Annotated in this window: 17 protein-coding genes; 4 read left to right on the forward strand and 13 right to left on the reverse strand. The window is 52.7% G+C overall.

The annotated features are described in order from the left end of the window. Positions 1-270 precede the first annotated feature (270 nt). The 9 genes from galE to IXB28_RS04145 all read right to left on the reverse strand — a co-directional run bounded on the left by galE (position 271) and on the right by IXB28_RS04145 (position 8,716). Entirely contained in the window at positions 271-1,281 is a 1,011-nt protein-coding gene (gene galE / locus IXB28_RS04105; RefSeq protein ID WP_215617271.1) for a UDP-glucose 4-epimerase GalE, read from the reverse strand. A 124-nt stretch (positions 1,282-1,405) separates the two neighbouring features. Next, positions 1,406-2,575 (reverse strand): glutamate 5-kinase, encoded by a 1,170-nt coding sequence (gene proB, locus IXB28_RS04110; RefSeq protein WP_326520942.1) that lies wholly within the window; start codon positions 2,573-2,575, stop codon positions 1,406-1,408. Between the two features lie 271 nt (positions 2,576-2,846). Beyond that, complete coding sequence (locus IXB28_RS04115; protein ID WP_407659172.1) at positions 2,847-3,389, reverse strand: YqeG family HAD IIIA-type phosphatase; 543 nt, start codon at positions 3,387-3,389, stop codon at positions 2,847-2,849. A gap of 59 nt (positions 3,390-3,448) precedes the next feature. Further along, positions 3,449-4,510 carry an endolytic transglycosylase MltG gene (gene mltG / locus IXB28_RS04120; RefSeq protein WP_215617273.1) on the reverse strand — a complete coding sequence of 354 codons (1,062 nt, stop codon included), beginning with the start codon at positions 4,508-4,510 and terminating at the stop codon, positions 3,449-3,451. Between the two features lie 109 nt (positions 4,511-4,619). After that, positions 4,620-5,210 (reverse strand): DUF3727 domain-containing protein, encoded by a 591-nt coding sequence (locus tag IXB28_RS04125; protein ID WP_215617274.1) that lies wholly within the window; start codon positions 5,208-5,210, stop codon positions 4,620-4,622. After that, positions 5,198-5,644 (reverse strand): Holliday junction resolvase RuvX, encoded by a 447-nt coding sequence (ruvX, locus tag IXB28_RS04130; protein WP_215617275.1) that lies wholly within the window; start codon positions 5,642-5,644, stop codon positions 5,198-5,200. Before ruvX ends, IXB28_RS04125 begins: the two co-directional genes overlap by 13 nt. 5 nt (positions 5,645-5,649) lie before the next feature. Further along, positions 5,650-6,822 carry a GNAT family N-acetyltransferase gene (locus IXB28_RS04135; RefSeq protein ID WP_215617276.1) on the reverse strand — a complete coding sequence of 391 codons (1,173 nt, stop codon included), beginning with the start codon at positions 6,820-6,822 and terminating at the stop codon, positions 5,650-5,652. 22 nt (positions 6,823-6,844) lie between these two features. Then, positions 6,845-8,017 carry a F420-0:Gamma-glutamyl ligase gene (locus IXB28_RS04140; RefSeq protein WP_215617277.1) on the reverse strand — a complete coding sequence of 391 codons (1,173 nt, stop codon included), beginning with the start codon at positions 8,015-8,017 and terminating at the stop codon, positions 6,845-6,847. Positions 8,018-8,254: 237 nt separating this feature from the next. Next, on the reverse strand, positions 8,255-8,716 hold the full coding sequence (locus IXB28_RS04145) for a CRR6 family NdhI maturation factor (RefSeq protein WP_215617278.1): 462 nt from the start codon (positions 8,714-8,716) through the stop codon (positions 8,255-8,257). Positions 8,717-8,844: 128 nt separating this feature from the next. Here IXB28_RS04145 and wecB point away from each other — a divergent pair, with 128 nt between their 5' ends. Then, entirely contained in the window at positions 8,845-9,966 is a 1,122-nt protein-coding gene (gene wecB / locus IXB28_RS04150; protein WP_215617279.1) for a non-hydrolyzing UDP-N-acetylglucosamine 2-epimerase, read from the forward strand. 138 nt (positions 9,967-10,104) lie between these two features. Here wecB and IXB28_RS04155 read toward each other — a convergent pair whose 3' ends face one another. Both IXB28_RS04155 and IXB28_RS04160 read right to left on the reverse strand, forming a co-directional pair. Continuing rightward, positions 10,105-10,329 (reverse strand): DUF7219 family protein, encoded by a 225-nt coding sequence (locus IXB28_RS04155; RefSeq protein ID WP_215617280.1) that lies wholly within the window; start codon positions 10,327-10,329, stop codon positions 10,105-10,107. A gap of 441 nt (positions 10,330-10,770) precedes the next feature. Further along, positions 10,771-12,309: an ArnT family glycosyltransferase gene (locus IXB28_RS04160; protein WP_215617281.1), complete on the reverse strand. Its 1,539-nt coding sequence runs from the start codon at positions 12,307-12,309 to the stop codon at positions 10,771-10,773. Between the two features lie 84 nt (positions 12,310-12,393). Here IXB28_RS04160 and IXB28_RS04165 point away from each other — a divergent pair, with 84 nt between their 5' ends. Beyond that, positions 12,394-14,061, forward strand: coding sequence for an ArnT family glycosyltransferase (locus tag IXB28_RS04165; protein WP_215617282.1), 1,668 nt, complete (start codon positions 12,394-12,396; stop codon positions 14,059-14,061). Positions 14,062-14,068: 7 nt separating this feature from the next. Here IXB28_RS04165 and IXB28_RS04170 read toward each other — a convergent pair whose 3' ends face one another. Continuing rightward, entirely contained in the window at positions 14,069-14,257 is a 189-nt protein-coding gene (locus IXB28_RS04170) for a hypothetical protein (RefSeq protein WP_215617943.1), read from the reverse strand. Positions 14,258-14,390: 133 nt separating this feature from the next. On the opposite strand from IXB28_RS04170, the gene IXB28_RS04175 reads away from it, so the two are divergent. Together IXB28_RS04175 and IXB28_RS04180 are read left to right on the forward strand one after the other, a co-directional pair. Then, positions 14,391-16,064: a hypothetical protein gene (locus tag IXB28_RS04175; RefSeq protein ID WP_215617283.1), complete on the forward strand. Its 1,674-nt coding sequence runs from the start codon at positions 14,391-14,393 to the stop codon at positions 16,062-16,064. 221 nt (positions 16,065-16,285) lie between these two features. Then, on the forward strand, positions 16,286-17,797 hold the full coding sequence (locus IXB28_RS04180; protein ID WP_215617284.1) for a hypothetical protein: 1,512 nt from the start codon (positions 16,286-16,288) through the stop codon (positions 17,795-17,797). A 118-nt stretch (positions 17,798-17,915) separates the two neighbouring features. Here IXB28_RS04180 and psb29 read toward each other — a convergent pair whose 3' ends face one another. Then, positions 17,916-18,680, reverse strand: coding sequence for a photosystem II biogenesis protein Psp29 (gene psb29 / locus IXB28_RS04185; protein WP_215617908.1), 765 nt, complete (start codon positions 18,678-18,680; stop codon positions 17,916-17,918). Positions 18,681-18,900 lie beyond the last annotated feature (220 nt).

An 18,900-nucleotide genomic window follows, 5' to 3' on the forward strand; every position in this document is an offset into this window, starting at 1 on the left:
ATCCTTAGCCATGGGGCAAACATCATTATGCTACCTTTCCCAGTTAGTCTATTTTTCCTTAAGACTCCTGTGGGGTAAAGCATGTCAGCTCAGCATTATTTGCTACCAGCCTGGCTGGTGAAAACCTGATTGCTTGTGGTTACTACCAGTACTCCAGGTGTCAATTCATTCCGGAAAAGTACCGGTGCTGATTGATCGGCTACAACCATAGGTGTGGGGTAGCCTGAGCCACTGGTGGCTGCCCTGGGACATTGGGCGCGTCAGGATTGCCTATTCGCCGTGCCGCTGCTGGTGCCACTGCCACGCATGGCTGACGATGGTTTCTAGATCTGCATATTTTGGTACCCAACCAAGGCGTTTGCGGGCATGGTCGCTGCTGCCAATCAGGCTGGGGGGGTCCCCTGGGCGGCGATCGCATTCTACGGCTGGGATGGGATGTCCGGTGACTTTACGGGCCGTTTCAATGACCTCTTTGACGGTAAATCCGTTGCCGTTGCCCAAATTAATAAATGCGGTTTCTCCCCCGTCCATGAGGTACTGCACACCTTTGACGTGGGCATCGGCTAGGTCGGCTACGTGGATATAGTCCCGGATGCAGGTGCCATCGCGGGTGTCATAGTCATCGCCGTAGATGGAAATATGGTCCCGCTTGCCCAGGGCAGTTTGCAGGACTAGGGGAATCAGGTGGGTTTCGGGGTTGTGGTCTTCACCCAAGCGTCCCTGGGGGTCGGCACCGGCGGCGTTAAAGTAGCGAAAACATACGGATTGCAAGCCATAGGCCGCTTGAAAATCCTTGAGCATCATTTCCACCATTAGCTTGCTGCTGGCATAGGGGCTAATGGGGTTTTTGGGGTGCTCTTCGGGGATAGGTACGGTTTTTGGGGGACCGTAGATGGCACAGGTGGAGGAAAAGACAAACCGCTTCACCCCTGCGGCTTCCATGGCCTGCAACAGATTGAGGGTGCCATAGACATTATTTTGGTAATACTTGGCCGGTTCTGTAACGGACTCTCCAACGGCAATATAGGCCGCAAAGTGCATGACTGCTTCAAAATTATGGTCTTGGAACAGTTGGTCCAACAGTGCCCGATCCGCCGTATTCCCTTTAACCAGCTTGGCGTTGAGATGCTGCTCAACTAAGTCAGGATGTCCGTATTCGAGACTATCCAAAATGACGACTTGGTAGCCAGCTTGTTCTAAGGCTAAGACGGCATGGGAGCCAATGTAGCCGGCACCACCAGTGACTAAAATCGATGGAGCTGCGTTGCTAGAGTTAGTCATAGAAAGAAATTGTAATATTGAGTCGTTATAGCAATGGCTGAGAGCTGTAATTAATAGGCTAGAACGCCCGTATTTCAGTTGATTTAGTAAGTCGCAGGTTGAATTGAAACGTTTGGTATTGGGGCTACTCTTCCCCCACCAGAGGTTTCATGGCTAGACCAGCAACATCAGGATTTAGCACTAAGTTATCTCGATGAACAACGGTATCGGCACCGTCATATCCTAAGATCATCGAAATTTCACTGGAACGTCGCCCAAGGATTTGCTGAAGTTCATAGTGGTTGTAGTTCACTAATCCGCGAGCCAGTTCTTGGCCATTGCGATCGCATAGCACCACCGCATCCTGGGCCTGAAACTGCCCCTTAATGTCTGTAATTCCAGCAGATAGCAACGACTTTCCATCTTGGCTGATGGCGCGTACGGCGCCGGGATCTAAATACAGCCAGCCGTTGGGGGCCAGACCATTTGCAATCCAACGTTTGCGCGCATTATTCGGTTTTGGCTGTGGGGCAAACTGGGTGCCGAGGGGTTCCCCCGCCAAAATTTTGAGAATATTTTCTGGTGACTGGCCATTGGTGATGGCCATGCGAATGCCCGAACTCGTTGCAATGCGAGCGGCTTCAAGCTTTGTGATCATGCCCCCGGTACCCCAAGCGGAACCGCGATCGCCCACATCAATATCTAGATCCCCCAGGTGCTGCACCCAGGTAATCGGTTCCGCTTCTGGGTTGGCCCGAGGGTCGGCCGAGTAGAGACGGTCCACATCGGTGAGTAAAAAGAGCCAGTCGGCGCCGACTAAACTGGCCACCAAGGCTGAAAGGGTGTCATTATCACCAAATTTCAACTCATCTACAGCGACCGTGTCATTCTCATTCACGATGGGAATCACGTTAAGTTTAAATAGCTGCTGAAACGTACGGTAGCTATTGACGTAACGAGAGCGCTGCATCAGATCATTACGGGTCAGTAACACCTGGGCAATGGGTTGTTCTAAAACGGTGAATAGATCATCGTAGATGCGCATTAAGCGGCCTTGCCCGACGGCGGCGACAGCCTGCTTTTGCTCAATTGCCTTGGGTCGCTCGGTCAGGCCTAAGCGCGCACAGCCCACACCGACAGCGCCGGACGACACCAAGATGACTTGATGCCCTTGGTTCTGCAGAGAACTGAGGGTTTCCACCAGGCGCGCTAAGACGGATAGGGCCGTTTGGTTGCCATCCCGAGTCAGGCTAGATGTGCCAATTTTGACCACAATCGTTTGGCTTGGGGGTGCGGTAGATGACGAAGCGCTCACGGTCGATATGGAAGAAGGACAGCAGATGGGCTCACCCTAGCCAGAGCCGTTAAATGGCGTAGCAAACCAGTCTGGGTTCTATTGGCGCATAATTTTGTCTAAAAATAAAGAAGGGGTACAGCCAAAGACTGCCCCCACCTTTAATATTCGCGCGCGTTTATAACCAGGATCTTTATAGAAAGGCGATCCGATTGAATATAACTATGGTCGCAAGAAAACTATGGTAGTAAATGTGGCGTAATCTTTTTTTTAGATTTCTGGTGAAGTAAATTTAGCGATCGCGATGGGCTAACACAACACCGAACCGCTTTGAAATCCAAATTTCTGCATTGCGCAGACATTCCTTGGGCGAATTAGCCGCCATGGGAGCGATGGGGTCAACCATGGGTTCTACTAAAACCGTAAATAACCCCAGGCGATTGCCCCCGAGAACATCGGTAAACAGACGATCGCCCACCATGGCGATTTCCTCATGGGGCAGCTGCATTAGCGTGACCGCTTCCCGTAGTTTTCGGCGAGAAGGCTTGCCTGCAGCAATGTAAAAGGACTCCACCCCCAGATCGTCAGCAATGCGACTAATGCGATTATGGCTGACGTTATTGCTCACCAGTACCACGGGAAGCGCCAAGGCTTGCATCTGTTTTAGCCACTGCCGCACCTCTTCTACCGGCTGGCTTTGCTTGAAGGACACCAACGTTTCGTCCACGTCGAGGATGAGGCCCTTGAGTCGATGTTGAGTAATTAACTCGGGTGTGAGCTCTAGGATCGAGCCCCCCAGGGCGAGATCAGGTTGTAACAGTTGGCCCCAAGGCATCATGGTTAGGTGAGGGCAGGGATAGGACCTGCCGTTGACTATGGTTTAAGGACGTATGGCTATAGGTCATCCCCTAGTTGGGCATCGACGCGATCTCGAATTCGGCCCTGGGCCCGTTCATGCTCTGCTAAGGAACGACTAAACACATGGGTGCCATCGTACCGAGCCACGAAATAAAGGAATTCCGTATCCGGCGGATTCAAAGATGCTTCCAGGCTGGCGATGCCAGGGCTGGCGATGGGGGTGGGGGGAAGTCCTAAGTTACGATAGGTATTGTAAGGGTTGGGGGTGTTTACCTGGGCTAAGGTGAGGGGATTTTCTGGCGTTTGGGTGATGCCCAATCCATATTCCACCGTTGGGTCGGAACCGAGGCTAATGCCCTCTCGCAAACGACGGGCGAATACACCGGCGATGGTATCTCGCTCTTCGGCTACGACGGCTTCTTTTTCTACAATACTGGCCAAATTGACCCATTCCAGCATGGAGTAGGCGCTATTGGTTTGCTGGTAAACCGGCAGGGCCACCTGTTCGAACCGCAATAGCATGATGTCAACAATGCCATCGGCATTTACCTGTTCCGTTGGCAGCTGATAGGTATCAGGATAAAGAAACCCTTCTAAGTGGGGTAATCCTTGGGGAAGCCAGGGAAATTTTGCATAGGGAATCTCTTCGGTGGCGCGCAAAAAGTCATCGGCGTTCACTAACCCTTGCGCTTCGAGCGCTTCAGCCATCTGAGAGCGATTCCATCCCTCCGGAATCGTAAACCCGGTTTGGATGACATTGCCATCCCAAATTTGATTGGCAATGTCAGGTAAGGACTGGCTTGGAGAAAGGGCATAGGTGCCAGCCTGTAGCCCCCCTTCCCGTTTTTGAAAACCCTGTAACCGATGCCAAACTTTCCAGGCCGTCGCCGAGCGAATTAGACCTGCCGCCTCAAGATCTTGGCCGATTAATTGAGCGGGGGTGCCTTCTGGAATTTGTATCTGCACCGGTTGTTCCACCGCTTCACCGAGTTCAACAGGGCTCTTTGCCCAGCTCCACCAAGACCACCCTTGCCAGGCTGCGATACCCACAGCAATGGGAAAAATGCCAACGTAAAAAGCTCGCTTTAAGCAACCCATAGTTCGTTTAATTAGACGTCTTCCTGGAGTTGATTAGGGCGTTTTACCTGAGGATTCATTCCTGGTAACGGTCAGATGACCACACAGGAGAGAACTCATTTGCCATGTTCTAATCATCGAGCCCTTCAAAAAGTTGATCTTCAATTTGAGGCTGGAGTCGTTGAAATTCTTCAGGAGAAAGCAATGTCACGGTCTCAGCATCGGGTACTCGATATGCGAAAAATAGCAAAGGCTCCAAAGGTGTACACGCAACATAACGCTGCTCATCGTGGTAAAACTGGGCCAACATTTGAAAATTATCTGTGGCTCCATCTTCGTCCACTTCTAATGCGAAGCAGCTATCATCCTCCGCGTCCGGGATATTACCTACGGCAGTAAGCGTATAAGCACTGCGTTGTAAGGTCAAGTCTAGTTCCGCTAAAACGGCACGGGCACTGGGAAATAGGGTATCTATGGCTTCATCTTCAATGTCCTCAAGGGTGTCGTCGGTCTGCCAGGTGAAAACTTCAATGGGGGCAGAGACCGGCAGCAACAGCAAATATTCTTGCTCTGGATCACTGGTCGGATCGCTTAGGGTGATTGCCTTTTCGACATAGCAAGCTAGGGTGTTGCCATCATCATCCTTAAGGGTCACGATGGGATGTCCCTTAAGAAAATCTGGGGACTGGTCAGAATTGGAGTTGTGATTTAAGTTGGGCATTCGTTATTGCGTGAGGTGCGGGAACTGTCCAGCCACTGTTGCAAAATAATAGCAGCCGCCCGACGGTCGATCAGCCCCTTATCTTTGGCGGAAAACCGCCGTTCAGCCTGGAGTTGTTGCTCGGCTTCTACGGAGGTTAGTCGTTCATCCACATAGGTGACGGGTAAATTTAAGGCGTTTGCTAGGCGCCGGGTATATTTTTTGACCCGACGGGCTTGGGCACCCACAGCCCCATCTAGGGTGTAGGGCAAGCCCACCACCAGCAATGTTGCCTCTCGCTGCCGAATAATTTGGCTGAGCTGGTCGGTGACATAGGCAAAGGATTTATTGTCAATGGTGGTTAGCCCACTGGCGATGAGGCCGGTGCGATCGCATCCAGCTACGCCAATGCGCTTGCTGCCAATATCCAACCCGATTACAGAAATTAGTGCCAACGGCTTTACCCCAAGGTCCCCTCGGAGGAATCGTCTTGGCGACGGTGGGACGGGCGCAGGCTATGATTGACCGCATCCCAAGAGAAACGGCTAGGAATCGCCTTCCCAGAAGGTTGCAAGCCTTGTAAAACGTCCTGTAAGCCTTCAATGGAAACGGATTTAGATTCGCGGATTTTATGCCACACCGAGCGGGACATCATCACCGTATGCTCCACCTCAGTGGCCCCAATTTGGCGGAAGTAGCTTTCCCGTTCGGGCTGATAATCGACGGAAGCGAGCTGCAAGGTGGGGTTGGCAGAGCCCTGCAGCACTTGGGCCATCTGGGTCATCAGTTCTGGATATAGCCAGGTGTAAGCAGGGTGTACCGTTAGCTTCGCGCGGTTAGGCTGATGGGAATTTTGAGACAAACGCAAATTGAAATAGCCAATGGCGGCCTTGCGCTGGGGTTCAAACACATAGGCTGAAACCGATTCCGATTGACCTAGCCAGCGCCGTAGCTGTGCCCGTACCCCGGCAATGGAGCGGGTGCGAAAATCCCTAATTTGATGGTCAAAGACCTGCCTCAGCTGGGGGGGCATGGAAGCCGTTTCCAGATGGTAAATCAACTGGGCGTCCGCATTGCTGACCGGCAGCAGATTGGGCAAATCCGGTTCGTGGTCGGCCAGCTCAGAAATTTGTTCCCCATCAATGGACCAGTAGGTGACATAGGCCAGGGGCTGAAACCCGTTTTGACGGTACAGCGCCAACCCAAAAGCATCGTTGATGTTGGTTTCGCTGATCCAGGTATGGGCTTCTACGATGTTCTCGAAACAGTGGCGCAGCAACAAGCTGGCCATATCTAGGTCCAGGATTAGGCCCTGTTTCGCCGCAGCCTTAACAATGACCCGATCGATGCGCCAAGTGCTGCGGGTGGAGTTGAAGGGGGATACCTGAATAACACCGTGGACGGTGTGCTTACATTCGGCCGCAAACGTAGCGGCTTTAGATTTTAGCGGATTGACTAGGCGGGATAACTGTTGCCATTGGCTCCAGCTGCCGTTGCCGTCGGGTAAAGCATGCTGATGGGTAAAGTCGCCACAGTTAACCACCTCTGAGCCGCCATCTGGCATGAGCTTCTCTGAGCCTCGAAAATGTACGGGGCGCACTATGACGGATTCAGATTGGTTAGCGGATGTCATCGGGGTGGAGTGTATAAAATCCCTAGGATTTTGGATGAATTAGAACCACAGGTGTCTGTTCATCGGCATTGCCAGCCGGGTTATCGAGCAAGGCACTTCTAATTAAGTTTACGTCAGTGTCTGGTGTGGCTGCCAGTATTTTAACTGCTTTCAAATCATTGACATCCACGATGGCCGCTTTTAGCCCGGTGGCCTCATAAATGTCTTTCACGATCTGGTCGGGATTTTCAGGGCCAAGGACAATAAATTGGTCATAGGGGGGCAGGGTGCCTGTGACGTCGTCGATCAGGCGCGCTTGGTCCCCGGCCAATACATAGAACATGCCGGCCTTGCCTAGGAATTTCTTTGCGATCGCACCGACCACAAAGGCATAAACCACCCGCACCGGCCCCACCAAATCAACCAGGGTTTGCATCCCGCAGGCCGTTGCCAAGCTAGAGGTGGGCATAAAGAAATAGCAAATGCGCCTAGCGACCCAACCCGGTTTAACACTGCTAGGATGACGCCACCGACTCTGCATAATCGCCACAGGCGTCTCCCCAATGGTGACAATGTCACCGGGTTTGGCATAGGGCTCCACATAGCGTTTGACCGTCTCGATGGGGCTATCGAGGGGACCTAGGAGGTGGGTGGGGATGGGCAATACGTCCGCCTTGGGCGTAGATTTCCAATTTTGAGGGGCCTCGGGGTCAGGATATTTTAAGGGCACAACCACGTTACCCATTTTGGGAATGCGCCCCTCGGGACCATAGGTCAGGTAGTTGATCTTGACCCAGACGGCTTTGAGCCTAGAAAGATCAGGCCCTTGAATATCCACCTTGACCTTCAACCCAGTGGATTGTGCCGTTTTGACAATGTAGGCAAACCAATAGTTATCGGGGCGAGCGTCCGCATCCTCATGGTCTGACACCAGGGACGTAGTCACTTTAATTCCCTCTACGCTGGCCCCTGAAAGCAGCTGAGTGTCTACAGAAATTTCCGGCACCATAATTTCCAAGGTGCGGGTCAGGTTCACCAGGGAGGGCTCTCCCTCAATGACATAGTGCTGGGGCTCGCGGGTGGTGATGGTCCACTTGCCGGACTCTAGCTCTAACTGATTGCCAGGACGCCCTTGAAACTGTCGCTCGATCACAAGCCAGACAATAAAAGCAAGCAATACGAGTAAAATTGCCAGCGTGCCTAAAATCCCTGCCATTAAAGGGCTACTCCTCTTCCAGGTGAATCAATATTCGATGACTGAATACGTTTATATATTCGTAAGATTTGTATCGCACTCTTGGCTCCGAAGCAATCAGTGAAGCAGCCGAAAAGCGCGTAAACATAGACATTTTTCCCACGGTCTCGAGTCGCAAATGCGGCTCTTCCGTGCCCTAAGGACTTCGTTCCACAGGGGGCAACGGTAGGGCCCAACGGTGTTAGGGCACTGATTTCCCTAGCGCAATAATTCAAACAAACCGTCATCTAGCTCATAGCCTAAGGACCGGACCATGAGCTTTAATTTTTCGATACCATCAATTTGATTTTCTTTGAGCCAACGAGCAATGGTAAACACCTTTCCCATGACGAAAATTTCTAAGGCTTCTGGATTGTATCGAATGCCATCTAACGGGCTGAACTGATGGGGCACTAACATTGCCGCGTAGCGACCTAACTCACCCGATTCAATATCGAGAAACAGCGGTAGCCAAGGGTAGTGACTATCCAGGCGAATAAACCATAGCCGTACTTCCGGCACTTCTGATAATTCTCGAGGATCATTTTCCTCTCGAGGATAATCAATGGCAAAACTAAACAGCAGATCGTCTTGCCAGTTGGCGTCCTTGAGTGTGGCGTGGGCCACCGTTAGGTCCAGGGTTTGTAGGTGGGGGGCTCCAACGGTAATAGATTGGGACATGGGGCAGAGAGAAAACAGACTAACAGTGTGCCTTGCTGTGGAAAACTTTACTAGGAGACAGATAATCTTTAAGGCTGTTTCCACTTCGGCCGGTACCTTAACCAATACACGATAAGCGTTTATTTCTGATGACTCCACCTTCTCCCATTCGTGTCTGCATCACCCTTGGCACTCGCCCAGAGGCGATCAAACTGGCTCCGGTGATTCAGCAGTTTCAGCGCACCCCCGGATTTGACACCCAGGTTGTTTTGACCGGGCAACATCGAGAGATGGTGGATCAGGTGATGCAGCTATTTGACCTGCAGGCCGATCGGGATTTGAATATCATGCAGCCCAAACAAACCCTGTCGGATATTACCTGCCGCAGTTTGCAAGGGTTGCAACCGCTGTTCCAAGAACTACAGCCCCATATCGTTTTGGTGCAGGGGGACACGACCACGGCATTTGCGGCTGCCCTGGCGGCGTTTTATCAAAAAATTCCTGTGGGGCATGTGGAAGCCGGATTGCGTACAGACAATATTTTGAATCCATACCCAGAGGAAGCGAACCGGCGGCTGATTTCGCAAATTACCACCTTGCATTTTCCACCCACAGAGAAATCCGTGGAGAATTTAATGGCTTCCGGTGTCTGTGGCACGGTGATCAAAACTGGCAACACGGTGATTGATGCGCTGCAGACGGTGGCGGCTAAATCCCCTGCCTGTGAGGTGTCGGGGTTGGCATGGTCTGACTATCGCGTCATTCTTTCAACGGTGCATCGACGTGAAAATTGGGGGGCACCGCTGCAGGACATTGCCCAAGGGTTTTTGCAGATTTTAGACAAGTTTGAGGATGTGGCCCTGCTACTGCCGCTGCACCGTAATCCGACGGTGCGAGAACCTTTGAAGGCGGCCCTAGGGCATCACCCCAGGGCGTTTTTAGTGGAGCCTTTGGATTATGAACAGCTGGTGGGGGCCATGCGGCGTTGTTATTTGCTGCTGACGGACTCTGGCGGGCTGCAGGAAGAGGCGCCAGGCTTGGGTAAGCCAGTATTGGTATTGCGTGAGACGACTGAAAGGCCCGAGGCCACAGACGCTGGCACCGCTAAGCTGGTGGGCACTAACCCGGATGTGATTACCACTGAAGCCAGCCAGCTCCTGGGCGATTCAGCCGCGTATAGGGCCATGGCCCAAGCGATTAACCCATTTGGCGATGGTAAAGCGTCAGAGCGCATTATGCAGGCTGTGAAAGCTCATTTTAGTCAGCCATGATATGGGTCCTTGGTGTCGCTTCAAGCGTTGTTCTTGGCGGTGCTAAAAGTTTGGTTTGGGACTGGTAAAGAGTGAAGGGTTAAATGAGATGAAGAGTCACTCTTTACTGGCCCCAAACTCAACCTTGGGCGTACCCCCCTAAGAGCCTTTGCCCTGGGCATCGGTTTCGTCCAGTAAACATTTTTTGGATGCTTTGAGGTCTTTCCACAGATTTTTAATTTGACTGTAGGCATCCTCGGCGGTGATTTTGCCGCCGGTTTCAAGATTGCAAATGAGTGAAATTCGGTTGGCAAATTCTTGCAAATTGGCATTGAAGACCATGCGTTCAGGGGTGAACTCGCCACGATAGGGGATTCGCGGCATGATGAAATTATTTTTAGGTTTTTGTATATCGTCAGACAAAGCAGTGACCCCTTAATAAATTGATGTGTGCTTAACGAAACGTTTTTGAAACTGGATACTTTCTAGGTTTGGAAAATGGGTTGGGGAAATTGTTATTGGCTTACTTAATGTGGCCGCCCCCTGGCAGGACTTGCATGACACCATTAGGCGCTAAGCAGGTTTACGGCTCGTTTCATCCGTTTAATCAGCAACGACATCATGGTTGGCCGAAGTTAGATTGATTTTTAGGAATATCTCTATAGCGATCATAGCAATGCTTTTTGGTAGCTATCCCTTTTGAGCACTGTGGGATGGGTATTCTTGGGCTTTATTGGACGATTTCTGGAACGCTGGAAATACACAAGGTACCCAGCTAAAAGCATCGAGATGCCTATTGGGTTGAATAATTTTTTTGGTAAAAATTTATTGACTTATGGTTTGAATTAGCACCATGTTTTCTGCTCGACCAATTTCTTTATGGGCGGGTAGGGTGGGCAAATGTTCTGCTTCAGCCAATACATACGGGATGTTCTGCCAGCGGTCTAGTAGAGGCTGGCCGGTGAGGGGCGCAATGTAGCGATCGCAATAGAAATTCAAACTGGGCCGTCCGTAGCTAAAGGTGGTGACCACCTCGGCATCGGCTGGCACATGCTGGTTCACCAAGGCCGCCACCGGTTTGACTGCATAGGCCTCATTCAGCTCCCATAGCCAAAAGTCCGAGCCCATCAGGAGCAGCAGCGTGGCATATAGCCCTGCCGCCAGGGTAAGACACCAGCGAGGCCGACGTTGCCATAGCTGCCAGGCCGCGTAGCCGGTGCTTAGGCCGAGGGCGAGGGCAATGGCTATGAGGGTAGGTTGCCCATCGGCTAGGCCCAGGTAGATGCCACCGATGGGGGCTGCGATCGCAATGAAAGCCAATAACCCAATTGCCCAGCGGGGAGGCTGCCGCCACCCTTGATCTAAAAATTTACCAATGGCCAGGGCCACAAACGGATATAGGGGCATGATGTACCACGGCAGCTTAGTGCCCATGAGGGAAATCGCCCCCAGATAAATGCCCGTGCCCACCAGCACCAGCTGCCCCCAAGGCTGGTGCCGTTGTTGCCAGGCCAGCCACATTCCCCCCGGCCAAAACATCAGCCAGGGCCAACTGTATTTCAACAGTTCTAGAAAGTAGTACCAAACCGGCTGCTGGTGATCTTCAATCGCTGTGGCGACCCGCTCAAACGACTGGGCAACAAAGTGTCCTTGCCAGTAAACGGCACCGTATTGGTTGATCTGCGCCCCATACCAAAGTGCAACGGGCAGACCGCCCAGGAGGAGCCCCAGCCATAAATAGGGATTGCGCCCGAGGGCTTTACCCTGATGGATGGCCAAAAATACCAGGGCAATGGTGCCGAGCAGCAGCACTAAAATTCCCTTGGTCAGGGCAATCAGCCCCAGGGCAACGCCCATGCCAATGGCATAGGGGCGATGTTTTCTAGCCTTTAGCCCCCACAGCAGCACCAACAAAAACAGCGTAATTGCCACCCCATCGCGCATGGCCAGACGACCGTGGCGCACCACCGGCAACAGCGTTAAAAAAACTAAGGCCGCCAGCAAGGCGGGGCGGCGGCGGCCAAACACCTCCTGACCCAACCAATAGAGCAGCGGCACCGCCAGGGCACTGGCTAAGGCGGGCAACAACCGCGATGTCCATGCCGAAATACCCCCTGTGTAGCCCGTCGCCATCAGCCACTCCACCAAGGGGGGCTTATTGAGGTAGGGGCCACCGTATAGGGTGGGATAAATCCAATCACCGCTGGTAACCATGCCCCTGGCGACGGAGGCAATGGTGCCCTCATCCCAATCTCGCAGGGGCACCATCCCCAATCGCCACAGGTACAATATGCCAGCCGCCAAAGCTAGCCCCAAAGTGTCCAACATATTGGGCTCAGACACCTTCTCAGACTCACGCACCATCCATGTCACCCCAAACTGCCTACCCTACGCCATATTGTCTAGGAGCATGGCACAATAGCTACGCCCTATGATAATCCCCTAACCATGACCCGCTGGCAGTTTGGGTGGTTGAACCAACGCATTCAAAATCTTGTGCATGGTCTAGTCCAGGCGCAACGATGGCACTGGCTGTTGCTGCTGGTCTGGTTATTGCCTCTGTTGTTGGTCGGCTTCTTTGATCTAGACCACCAGAGCCTAATGGCCCATGACGAGGGACTGTATGCTCGGCGTGCCAGGGTGATTGTCGATTCCGGCGATTGGATCCATCCCTGGGCCAACCCCCACCATAAAACGCCAGGTCCGTACTGGGTTGTCGCCCTATTTATGCAACTGTTGGGGCGCCATGAAGTGGCGGTGCGGCTACCCAGTATATTGGCCAGCATCGGGTGTATTTGGCTCACCTATGCCATTGGCAAACGCTTAATGACCCCCACAGCGGCTCTCTTGGGGGCACTGTCCTTGGGGGTGGCTCCCCTGTGGCTGCAGTACAGTCGCCTAGCGACGCCAGATGTGATGTTCACGGGCTTGGTGTTGCTGGCGGTGGGGCTGCTATTGGAAGCGAATACAGAACCTCCCCTTAACCCTGGTCGTCGCCATTGGCTCCATTTTGCGGCGGGGTGCACCCTGGGCATTATGGTCTTGATGCGCAGTGCTTTGGCCGTTGTGCCGGTGCTGTGTCTACTCCCCTATTTTCTGCTGTCTGGTCGTCGACATCTTTGGCAATGGAGTTTGTATCTGGGGGGCTTAGTGGGCCTATTGCCCACCGCGCTATGGCTATGGCGGTGTTGGCAACGCTACGACATGGCGGTGATCAACGCCCTGATTAATTTTCCGGTGAGTCAAAGTTTGACCACCGCTCGGGTGAAGTCCCCCCTGTTTTATCTGTTGAACTTATTAGTCAATGACTTTCTATGGGCCTTGTTTGCCCTGGGGGCCTTGTTCTTATTGCTACGGGGGGTGTGGAGTTCTAGGGGCCGCTGGCTGGCGCGTCCACAGATTTCGTTGTTGCTGGGCTATCCGCTTTGCTACCTGGGGATTTTAAGTTTTGCCTCCACCAAGCTGCCCCATTACGCCATTCCCATCTATCCCTTTTTGGCATTACTCACGGGCTATGCCATGGAGGAATTGGTGCATATTCCCCCTAGGGGGGCTGTCAAGGTGTCTTTAAAGTTGGTGAATGGTGTGCTGATGGTGGCGGGGGCTGTGCTGACCTGTGCCGCAGTGTTGGCGCTGTTTACTCCGGTTTTACCGAGCACCGCAGATATTCGGCCCTATGCCCCCATTGCCCTAGGCTTGGGGCTGGCGTGGTTGGGGGCGGGGCTGTGGTGGTTTCAGGGCAATAGCTCTAGTGCAGCAGTGGTGACCTGGCTTTTGCTTTTACTGGTGGGCCATTGGGTGGGGTTGAGTTTGGCTTGGGGAACCGCTGAGCTGGGAAATGTGAATCCTGAGATGAAAGCGCTGTTGATTCGCGATGATATTCAACCGATTTTGCAAACTGAGACGATTAATCTTTCCCCTGGTCTCAATAGTAAACGTAGTACGTTGTTGCGGTTTTATACCCCCAATCCAGGGGAAAAACTGCTGGATCTGGGGTATGTCGGAGCTAATGACTATCTGTGGATTGAAGCCCCTGAGCTGGATAGTTTGCCGTTTCCCTATGAGTCCTTAGGGCAAATTAAACAAACCCATTTGGTGCACATGCAGTCTCAGTAGAAAAAACTCAAGGACGTTTTTTTGCTTTCCAGGTGCCGCCATAACGGTAATGGACATTGTCTTGGCTGATGGTTGGCCAACAGGTGGGACAGACAAAGGCCCATTGGGTGGCGTTGGGGGTGTACTTTACTCGGTAGAGCATTGCCCCAGTCTGTTGGCACAGGGCGCATTTTTTTTGACGAAGACGATGTTTCATAGTCTAGGCACGAGCTTTAGGGACGTTTTGTCGAGGATAGACGTCAACTCAATCAGTGAGAAATTAGCCCCATTCTCTATCGATGCTAGCTAAATTATTTACCCCTGGGCCTCGTCCCCAAAGAGCCTGGTATGTGGGCCTAGTGATAAGCCTTGCGTTTGCCGGGTGGTATGGCTATTTGGCCATGGAAAAGGGATTTTCGGCTGCGTATGTGATCCAGGATGATGCTCGCCATTATTTATTTTGGATGGAGCGTTTTCACAATGGGGACGCGTTTCCCCATGATTTGGTGGCTGATTATTTGCAGTCGATTGCGCCGGTGGGCTACAAGCTGTTGTACCGCCTTGGCAGCTATGTGAACCTGGCCCCCGACTGGCTAGGGAAGGTGCTGCCCATGGTATTGGGGCTGATTGCGGCGGGCTACTACTACGGTTTGAGTGTGGCGATTTTTCCGGTGCCGGTGGCGGGGGCGATCGCATCTGTTCTCTTGAGCCAGCACCTGTGGTGTAACGATGATGTGGTGTCGGCGTCGCCCCGGTCATTTATTTATCCATTATTAATTCCGCTGTTGTTTTATTTGGTGCGGGGGCAGCGGCTGAAGAGTTTGTTATTTCTAGGTTTGCTGGTGTTGTTTTATCCGCCGGTAGGGGTGGTGGCAACGACCTTGTATGCCGCTGATGCGGTGGATTGGGGGGCGTTGAAACGGCAGTGGCGCACACCTTGGACCGCGGTGCATCGGGGGCGAGTGAAGTTTGCGATCGCAGCCTTTACCATCGCGGCCCTGTGCATTCTGCCGACCTACGTAGTGGCCCACCGATCCTTTGGCCCAGTGGTGACCATGGCCCAGGCCCGCTCCATTCCAGAATTTCAGCCCTCCGGTCGTCATTCCTTTTTCCGAGCCGGCCTCGAACGCTACTGGCTGGTTATTTTTGGTGGCCACGGTGCCATTCTCAAACGCACCCTGTTCACACCGGCGACCCTGGCGGGGGCGGTGCTGCTGTTGCCCCTGGCGGGTGGAAAAATGCCAGAATTACGGGCCATCAGTCCCAGAATTCATATTTTTACTAAACTCACCCTGGTGGGGTTGGGGTGGTTTGCGGCTGCCTATGCCGTGGCCTTTAAGCTCCATATGCCAGGGCGCTATACCAGCCACTGCATTATGCTGGCGGTGCCCATCCTTGCGGCCATTTTTTGGACCTGTCTGTTGGCCTATGTGGGGAGGCGCTGCCGCAGAGGGGTGCTGCCCATTGCCATGGTGGTGGTGCTGGTGCCGATCTTTTTTTACTACCCGCTACTGCTGAAAAAATTTCCCAAAACCCTATACATGACCGGGCATGAAGCGCCCATTTATGAATACTTGCAGCGTCAGCCCCCAGATACGTTGGTGGCTTCCCTCGATTACGAAGTGGACAATATTCCGAGCTTTGCTAAGCGCTCTGTGCTGATGGCCCCAGAATATGCCACCCCGTTCCACCTGGGGTATTACCGACAAATTCGTCAGCGGGCCAATGACCTGCTCCAGGCCCACTACACCGATGATGTTGAGACCCTGTCTAACTTTACAGACGCCTACGATATCGATTTTTGGCTAGTGGCTAAGGGGGCCTTTGCTCCAGACTATCTGGCTCAGCATCGCTACTGGGCCAATAACTATCCGGACGTGATACCTACTGTGGTTGAGACCATGGGACTGGGCCCCGGCCTGCTGCAAACAAATTTAGGTCGGTGCACCGCTGTGGAAACCCAGCGATTGTGGCTGGTGAATAGCCGTTGTTTATTGTCGCCACCCATCAGCGCGTCCAATTAGGCGTATGGACTGAAACTGGGAAATTTTGGCTAGGAGAGAAGGCGGAGTTCGGAAAGGGAGGGCATGCCGAATTCCGAACTCCAAATTCCGAACTCCAAACGCCAGATCCTTCAGGAAATCGTCCCGTTATATGCCCGCTATATGCCCGCTGTATGTTTGAACCCCACATCAGGATCCACGCTTAGCAGTATGATCAGGGGCGCCCCCGAGTCTTGCTATCCATGACGCTTCGCTTACCCCGCTGGCTACACAGCTTGTACAAATCACCGTGGACTGCCGTCCTGTTGGTGGCGGTGTTGGGCCTGATCGGTGCCCTCAACCACAGCATGTGGCGCGATGAGATGAATGTGTGGTTGATTGCGCGGGATAGTCCATCCTGGGCGGCGTTTGTGGAAAATGTCCACTACGACCGGGCCCATCCCGGATTGTGGCATGTGCTGGTGGCAGGCCTGTATCACTTGTTTGGCCATCCCATTGCCATGCAGGTGTTCCATTGGCTATTGGCCATGGGCTCGGTGCTCTTGATTTGGCGGTTTAGTCCCTTTAGCCATGGGCAAAAGTGGCTGATTACCTTTGGTTATTTGCCGTTCTATGAGCATTTGCTCATTGCCCGCAACTACGCGGTGGCGATGGTGTTGCTGTTTGCGATTTGTGCCCTGTGGCCCCAGCGGCAGCGGGCCTATTGGCCCCTGGCCGGGCTGCTGGTTTTGCTGGCCAATAGCAATGTGTATGCTTTATTAATTGCCATCGCCCTAGCCATCACCCTAGCCATAGAGCTGCTGTTTGAAGCCAACCTGCGGCGTAACTGGCTGGATATTTTGTTGAGCGGTGGGGTGATTATTGCTGGCTGTGCCTTGGCGCTGTACTTTATTTTGCCCCCCAGCGATGTGGTCAACCAGGCCCTGGGGGAGTACACCACCGGCATTGACCTGCGTCAGTTACTTAAGGCCATCGGTCGCATATTTGGTGGCTATTACATCATTATTCCGAACGGGGCGCGCTATTTAGATTTGGCTGTGTGCGGTGCGATCGCATTAGTTTCCTGTTTTTGCATTGGCCGTCGCCTGTTGCGTAAACCCTATGCCCTAACGTTCTACCTCTTAGGGAATGGCATTTTACTGGCCTTTACCTATGCCAAATTTATGCCCAGTGCCATCCGCCACTATGGAAATTTCTATCTAATCTTGGTGGCATCCCTATGGATCGCCAGCCACTATTCGCCGTCGCCAGCTTTGGCCCAAAAAATATTCCCCAAGCAGGGGCAAACAACAGACCTTAAATGGTTCAACCGTGTGTTTACGACCATCTTGGTTGCCCATTGCTTGGGGGGCGTCTTTCTGTTTACGACGGACCTGCGCATCCCCTACTCTGCTAGCCGCAAAGCCGCGGCCTATATGCGCCAGGCAAATCTACAAGATGAATTTATTGTGGCCAGCCGCGATGCCCAAATGGCTTCCCTCAGCGGTTATTTTGGTCAACCCTTTTATTTCCCAGAGCGTCAGGCCATGGGGAGCTATACCCTCTTCTTCAAAGGTGCCCGGCGAGAGGTGACCCAGCCTGAGGTTATCCAACAGGTGCAGCAGCTAATTGCAGACCATCCCAAAATTCTTCTAGTCCTCACCAAGGAACTCGAAACCCCCATCAACGGCTTAGCCATTGAGCCCATCGAGCAATTTACCCGAGCTTGGCAGGATGAAGAATACTATCTCTATTGGGTTACCGCCACTAGCTAGTAGCCCGGCACCATGGCCTTGGCGGCCTTGGGGTATGAAACAATCTGTGGCCCCCACGGGGTGAGGGCAAAATTCAAGTCATCCCCAAAACAGCAATGGCGCATTTAGCCGCCTATGGCTATGGGGTCGAATCGGTGGGCTCTGCCGATGGAGTCTCGCCAGCATCTGTAGTTGCGGCGGCTTCTTGCTTTGCCTGGGCGCGCTGCTCACGCTTCTTGCGCTCAGCCGCCAGAATATCCTTCATAACTTCCTGGGCCTGGGCCATTTTTTCCAAATTACTGCGGTAGAGTTCCAGGTCTTTATCAACCTTGTCTGCGGGTAAGGCCAGCATTTCAGCCGCAGTTTTGAGCATTTCTTCCCGCTTTTCTTTATCGTCCAAAGCCGCAGCGTCGACCGTCTCGAAGAGGGTATATAGACCAACCGCCATAAGACGGCTGTATTTCGCATTGGCCTGGGTTGCGACCATGTTAAGTTTTCCCTGCAGACCATCGCCTGCTGAGGTCTTGGCTTGATCTAGCTTGGTTTGCAGATCGCCCAGGGCCAAACCAGATAGATCTGCTTTGAATGCTTCAGCATGCTGGCGATACTGTTGAGGGTCGCCTTCAACAGAGCGGCAAATCGCGGCAAAAATTGATTCCTTGTCCTGGGCCGGTTCATATCCCACCATGAACCGATCGAAACTAGTCACCACCCCCAGGGCGTACAGCGGGTTATAAACGAAATCAACATTGACCGAAAGCAAATGCATTTCCACCATCAGTTCCTCTACCACTCGCCGATAAAGGGAATTGATAGGACGAGAATGATAGCTGTAGAAGGCTCGCTTGGTATCGGAAACCGTACGGAGATTAGTCACTGGTGGGGATAATAAAAGGCTAGACATCATTTTCTACTGCGGGTGACCTTTTGCCAAGAATCGTACAATTCAGGCGAAGTAGTGTTTTGGGGTGGGTGCTGTTAACAGCTTAACGAAACTTCACCAAACCAGCACAGACCTGTCCATGGGCTAGGGTTGAATTTAAGTGGCTAAAACTTTAGGGCACCATTAAGTTTCAAGCACTATTTAGCCCTAGTGGCAGCGTCAAAGCTAAAAATTAGGACTC

Source organism: Leptothoe kymatousa TAU-MAC 1615 (assembly GCF_018739865.1).
GTDB classification, from domain to species: Bacteria; Cyanobacteriota; Cyanobacteriia; order Phormidesmidales; family Phormidesmidaceae; genus Leptothoe; species Leptothoe kymatousa.

Bases quoted from the DNA above. Each gene is read 5' to 3' on its own strand.
- galE (WP_215617271.1), bottom strand. From the start codon at position 1,281: ATGACTAACTCTAGCAACGCAGCTCCATCGATTTTAGTCACTGGTGGT.
- IXB28_RS04115 (WP_407659172.1), bottom strand. From the start codon at position 3,389: ATGCCTTGGGGCCAACTGTTACAACCTGATCTCGCCCTGGGGGGCTCG.
- mltG (WP_215617273.1), bottom strand. From the start codon at position 4,510: ATGGGTTGCTTAAAGCGAGCTTTTTACGTTGGCATTTTTCCCATTGCT.
- IXB28_RS04125 (WP_215617274.1), bottom strand. From the start codon at position 5,210: ATGCCCAACTTAAATCACAACTCCAATTCTGACCAGTCCCCAGATTTT.
- IXB28_RS04135 (WP_215617276.1), bottom strand. From the start codon at position 6,822: ATGACATCCGCTAACCAATCTGAATCCGTCATAGTGCGCCCCGTACAT.
- IXB28_RS04140 (WP_215617277.1), bottom strand. From the start codon at position 8,017: ATGGCAGGGATTTTAGGCACGCTGGCAATTTTACTCGTATTGCTTGCT.
- IXB28_RS04145 (WP_215617278.1), bottom strand. From the start codon at position 8,716: ATGTCCCAATCTATTACCGTTGGAGCCCCCCACCTACAAACCCTGGAC.
- wecB (WP_215617279.1), top strand. From the start codon at position 8,845: ATGACTCCACCTTCTCCCATTCGTGTCTGCATCACCCTTGGCACTCGC.
- IXB28_RS04155 (WP_215617280.1), bottom strand. From the start codon at position 10,329: ATGCCGCGAATCCCCTATCGTGGCGAGTTCACCCCTGAACGCATGGTC.
- IXB28_RS04160 (WP_215617281.1), bottom strand. From the start codon at position 12,309: ATGGTGCGTGAGTCTGAGAAGGTGTCTGAGCCCAATATGTTGGACACT.
- IXB28_RS04165 (WP_215617282.1), top strand. From the start codon at position 12,394: ATGACCCGCTGGCAGTTTGGGTGGTTGAACCAACGCATTCAAAATCTT.
- IXB28_RS04170 (WP_215617943.1), bottom strand. From the start codon at position 14,257: ATGAAACATCGTCTTCGTCAAAAAAAATGCGCCCTGTGCCAACAGACT.
- IXB28_RS04180 (WP_215617284.1), top strand. From the start codon at position 16,286: ATGACGCTTCGCTTACCCCGCTGGCTACACAGCTTGTACAAATCACCG.
- psb29 (WP_215617908.1), bottom strand. From the start codon at position 18,680: ATGTCTAGCCTTTTATTATCCCCACCAGTGACTAATCTCCGTACGGTT.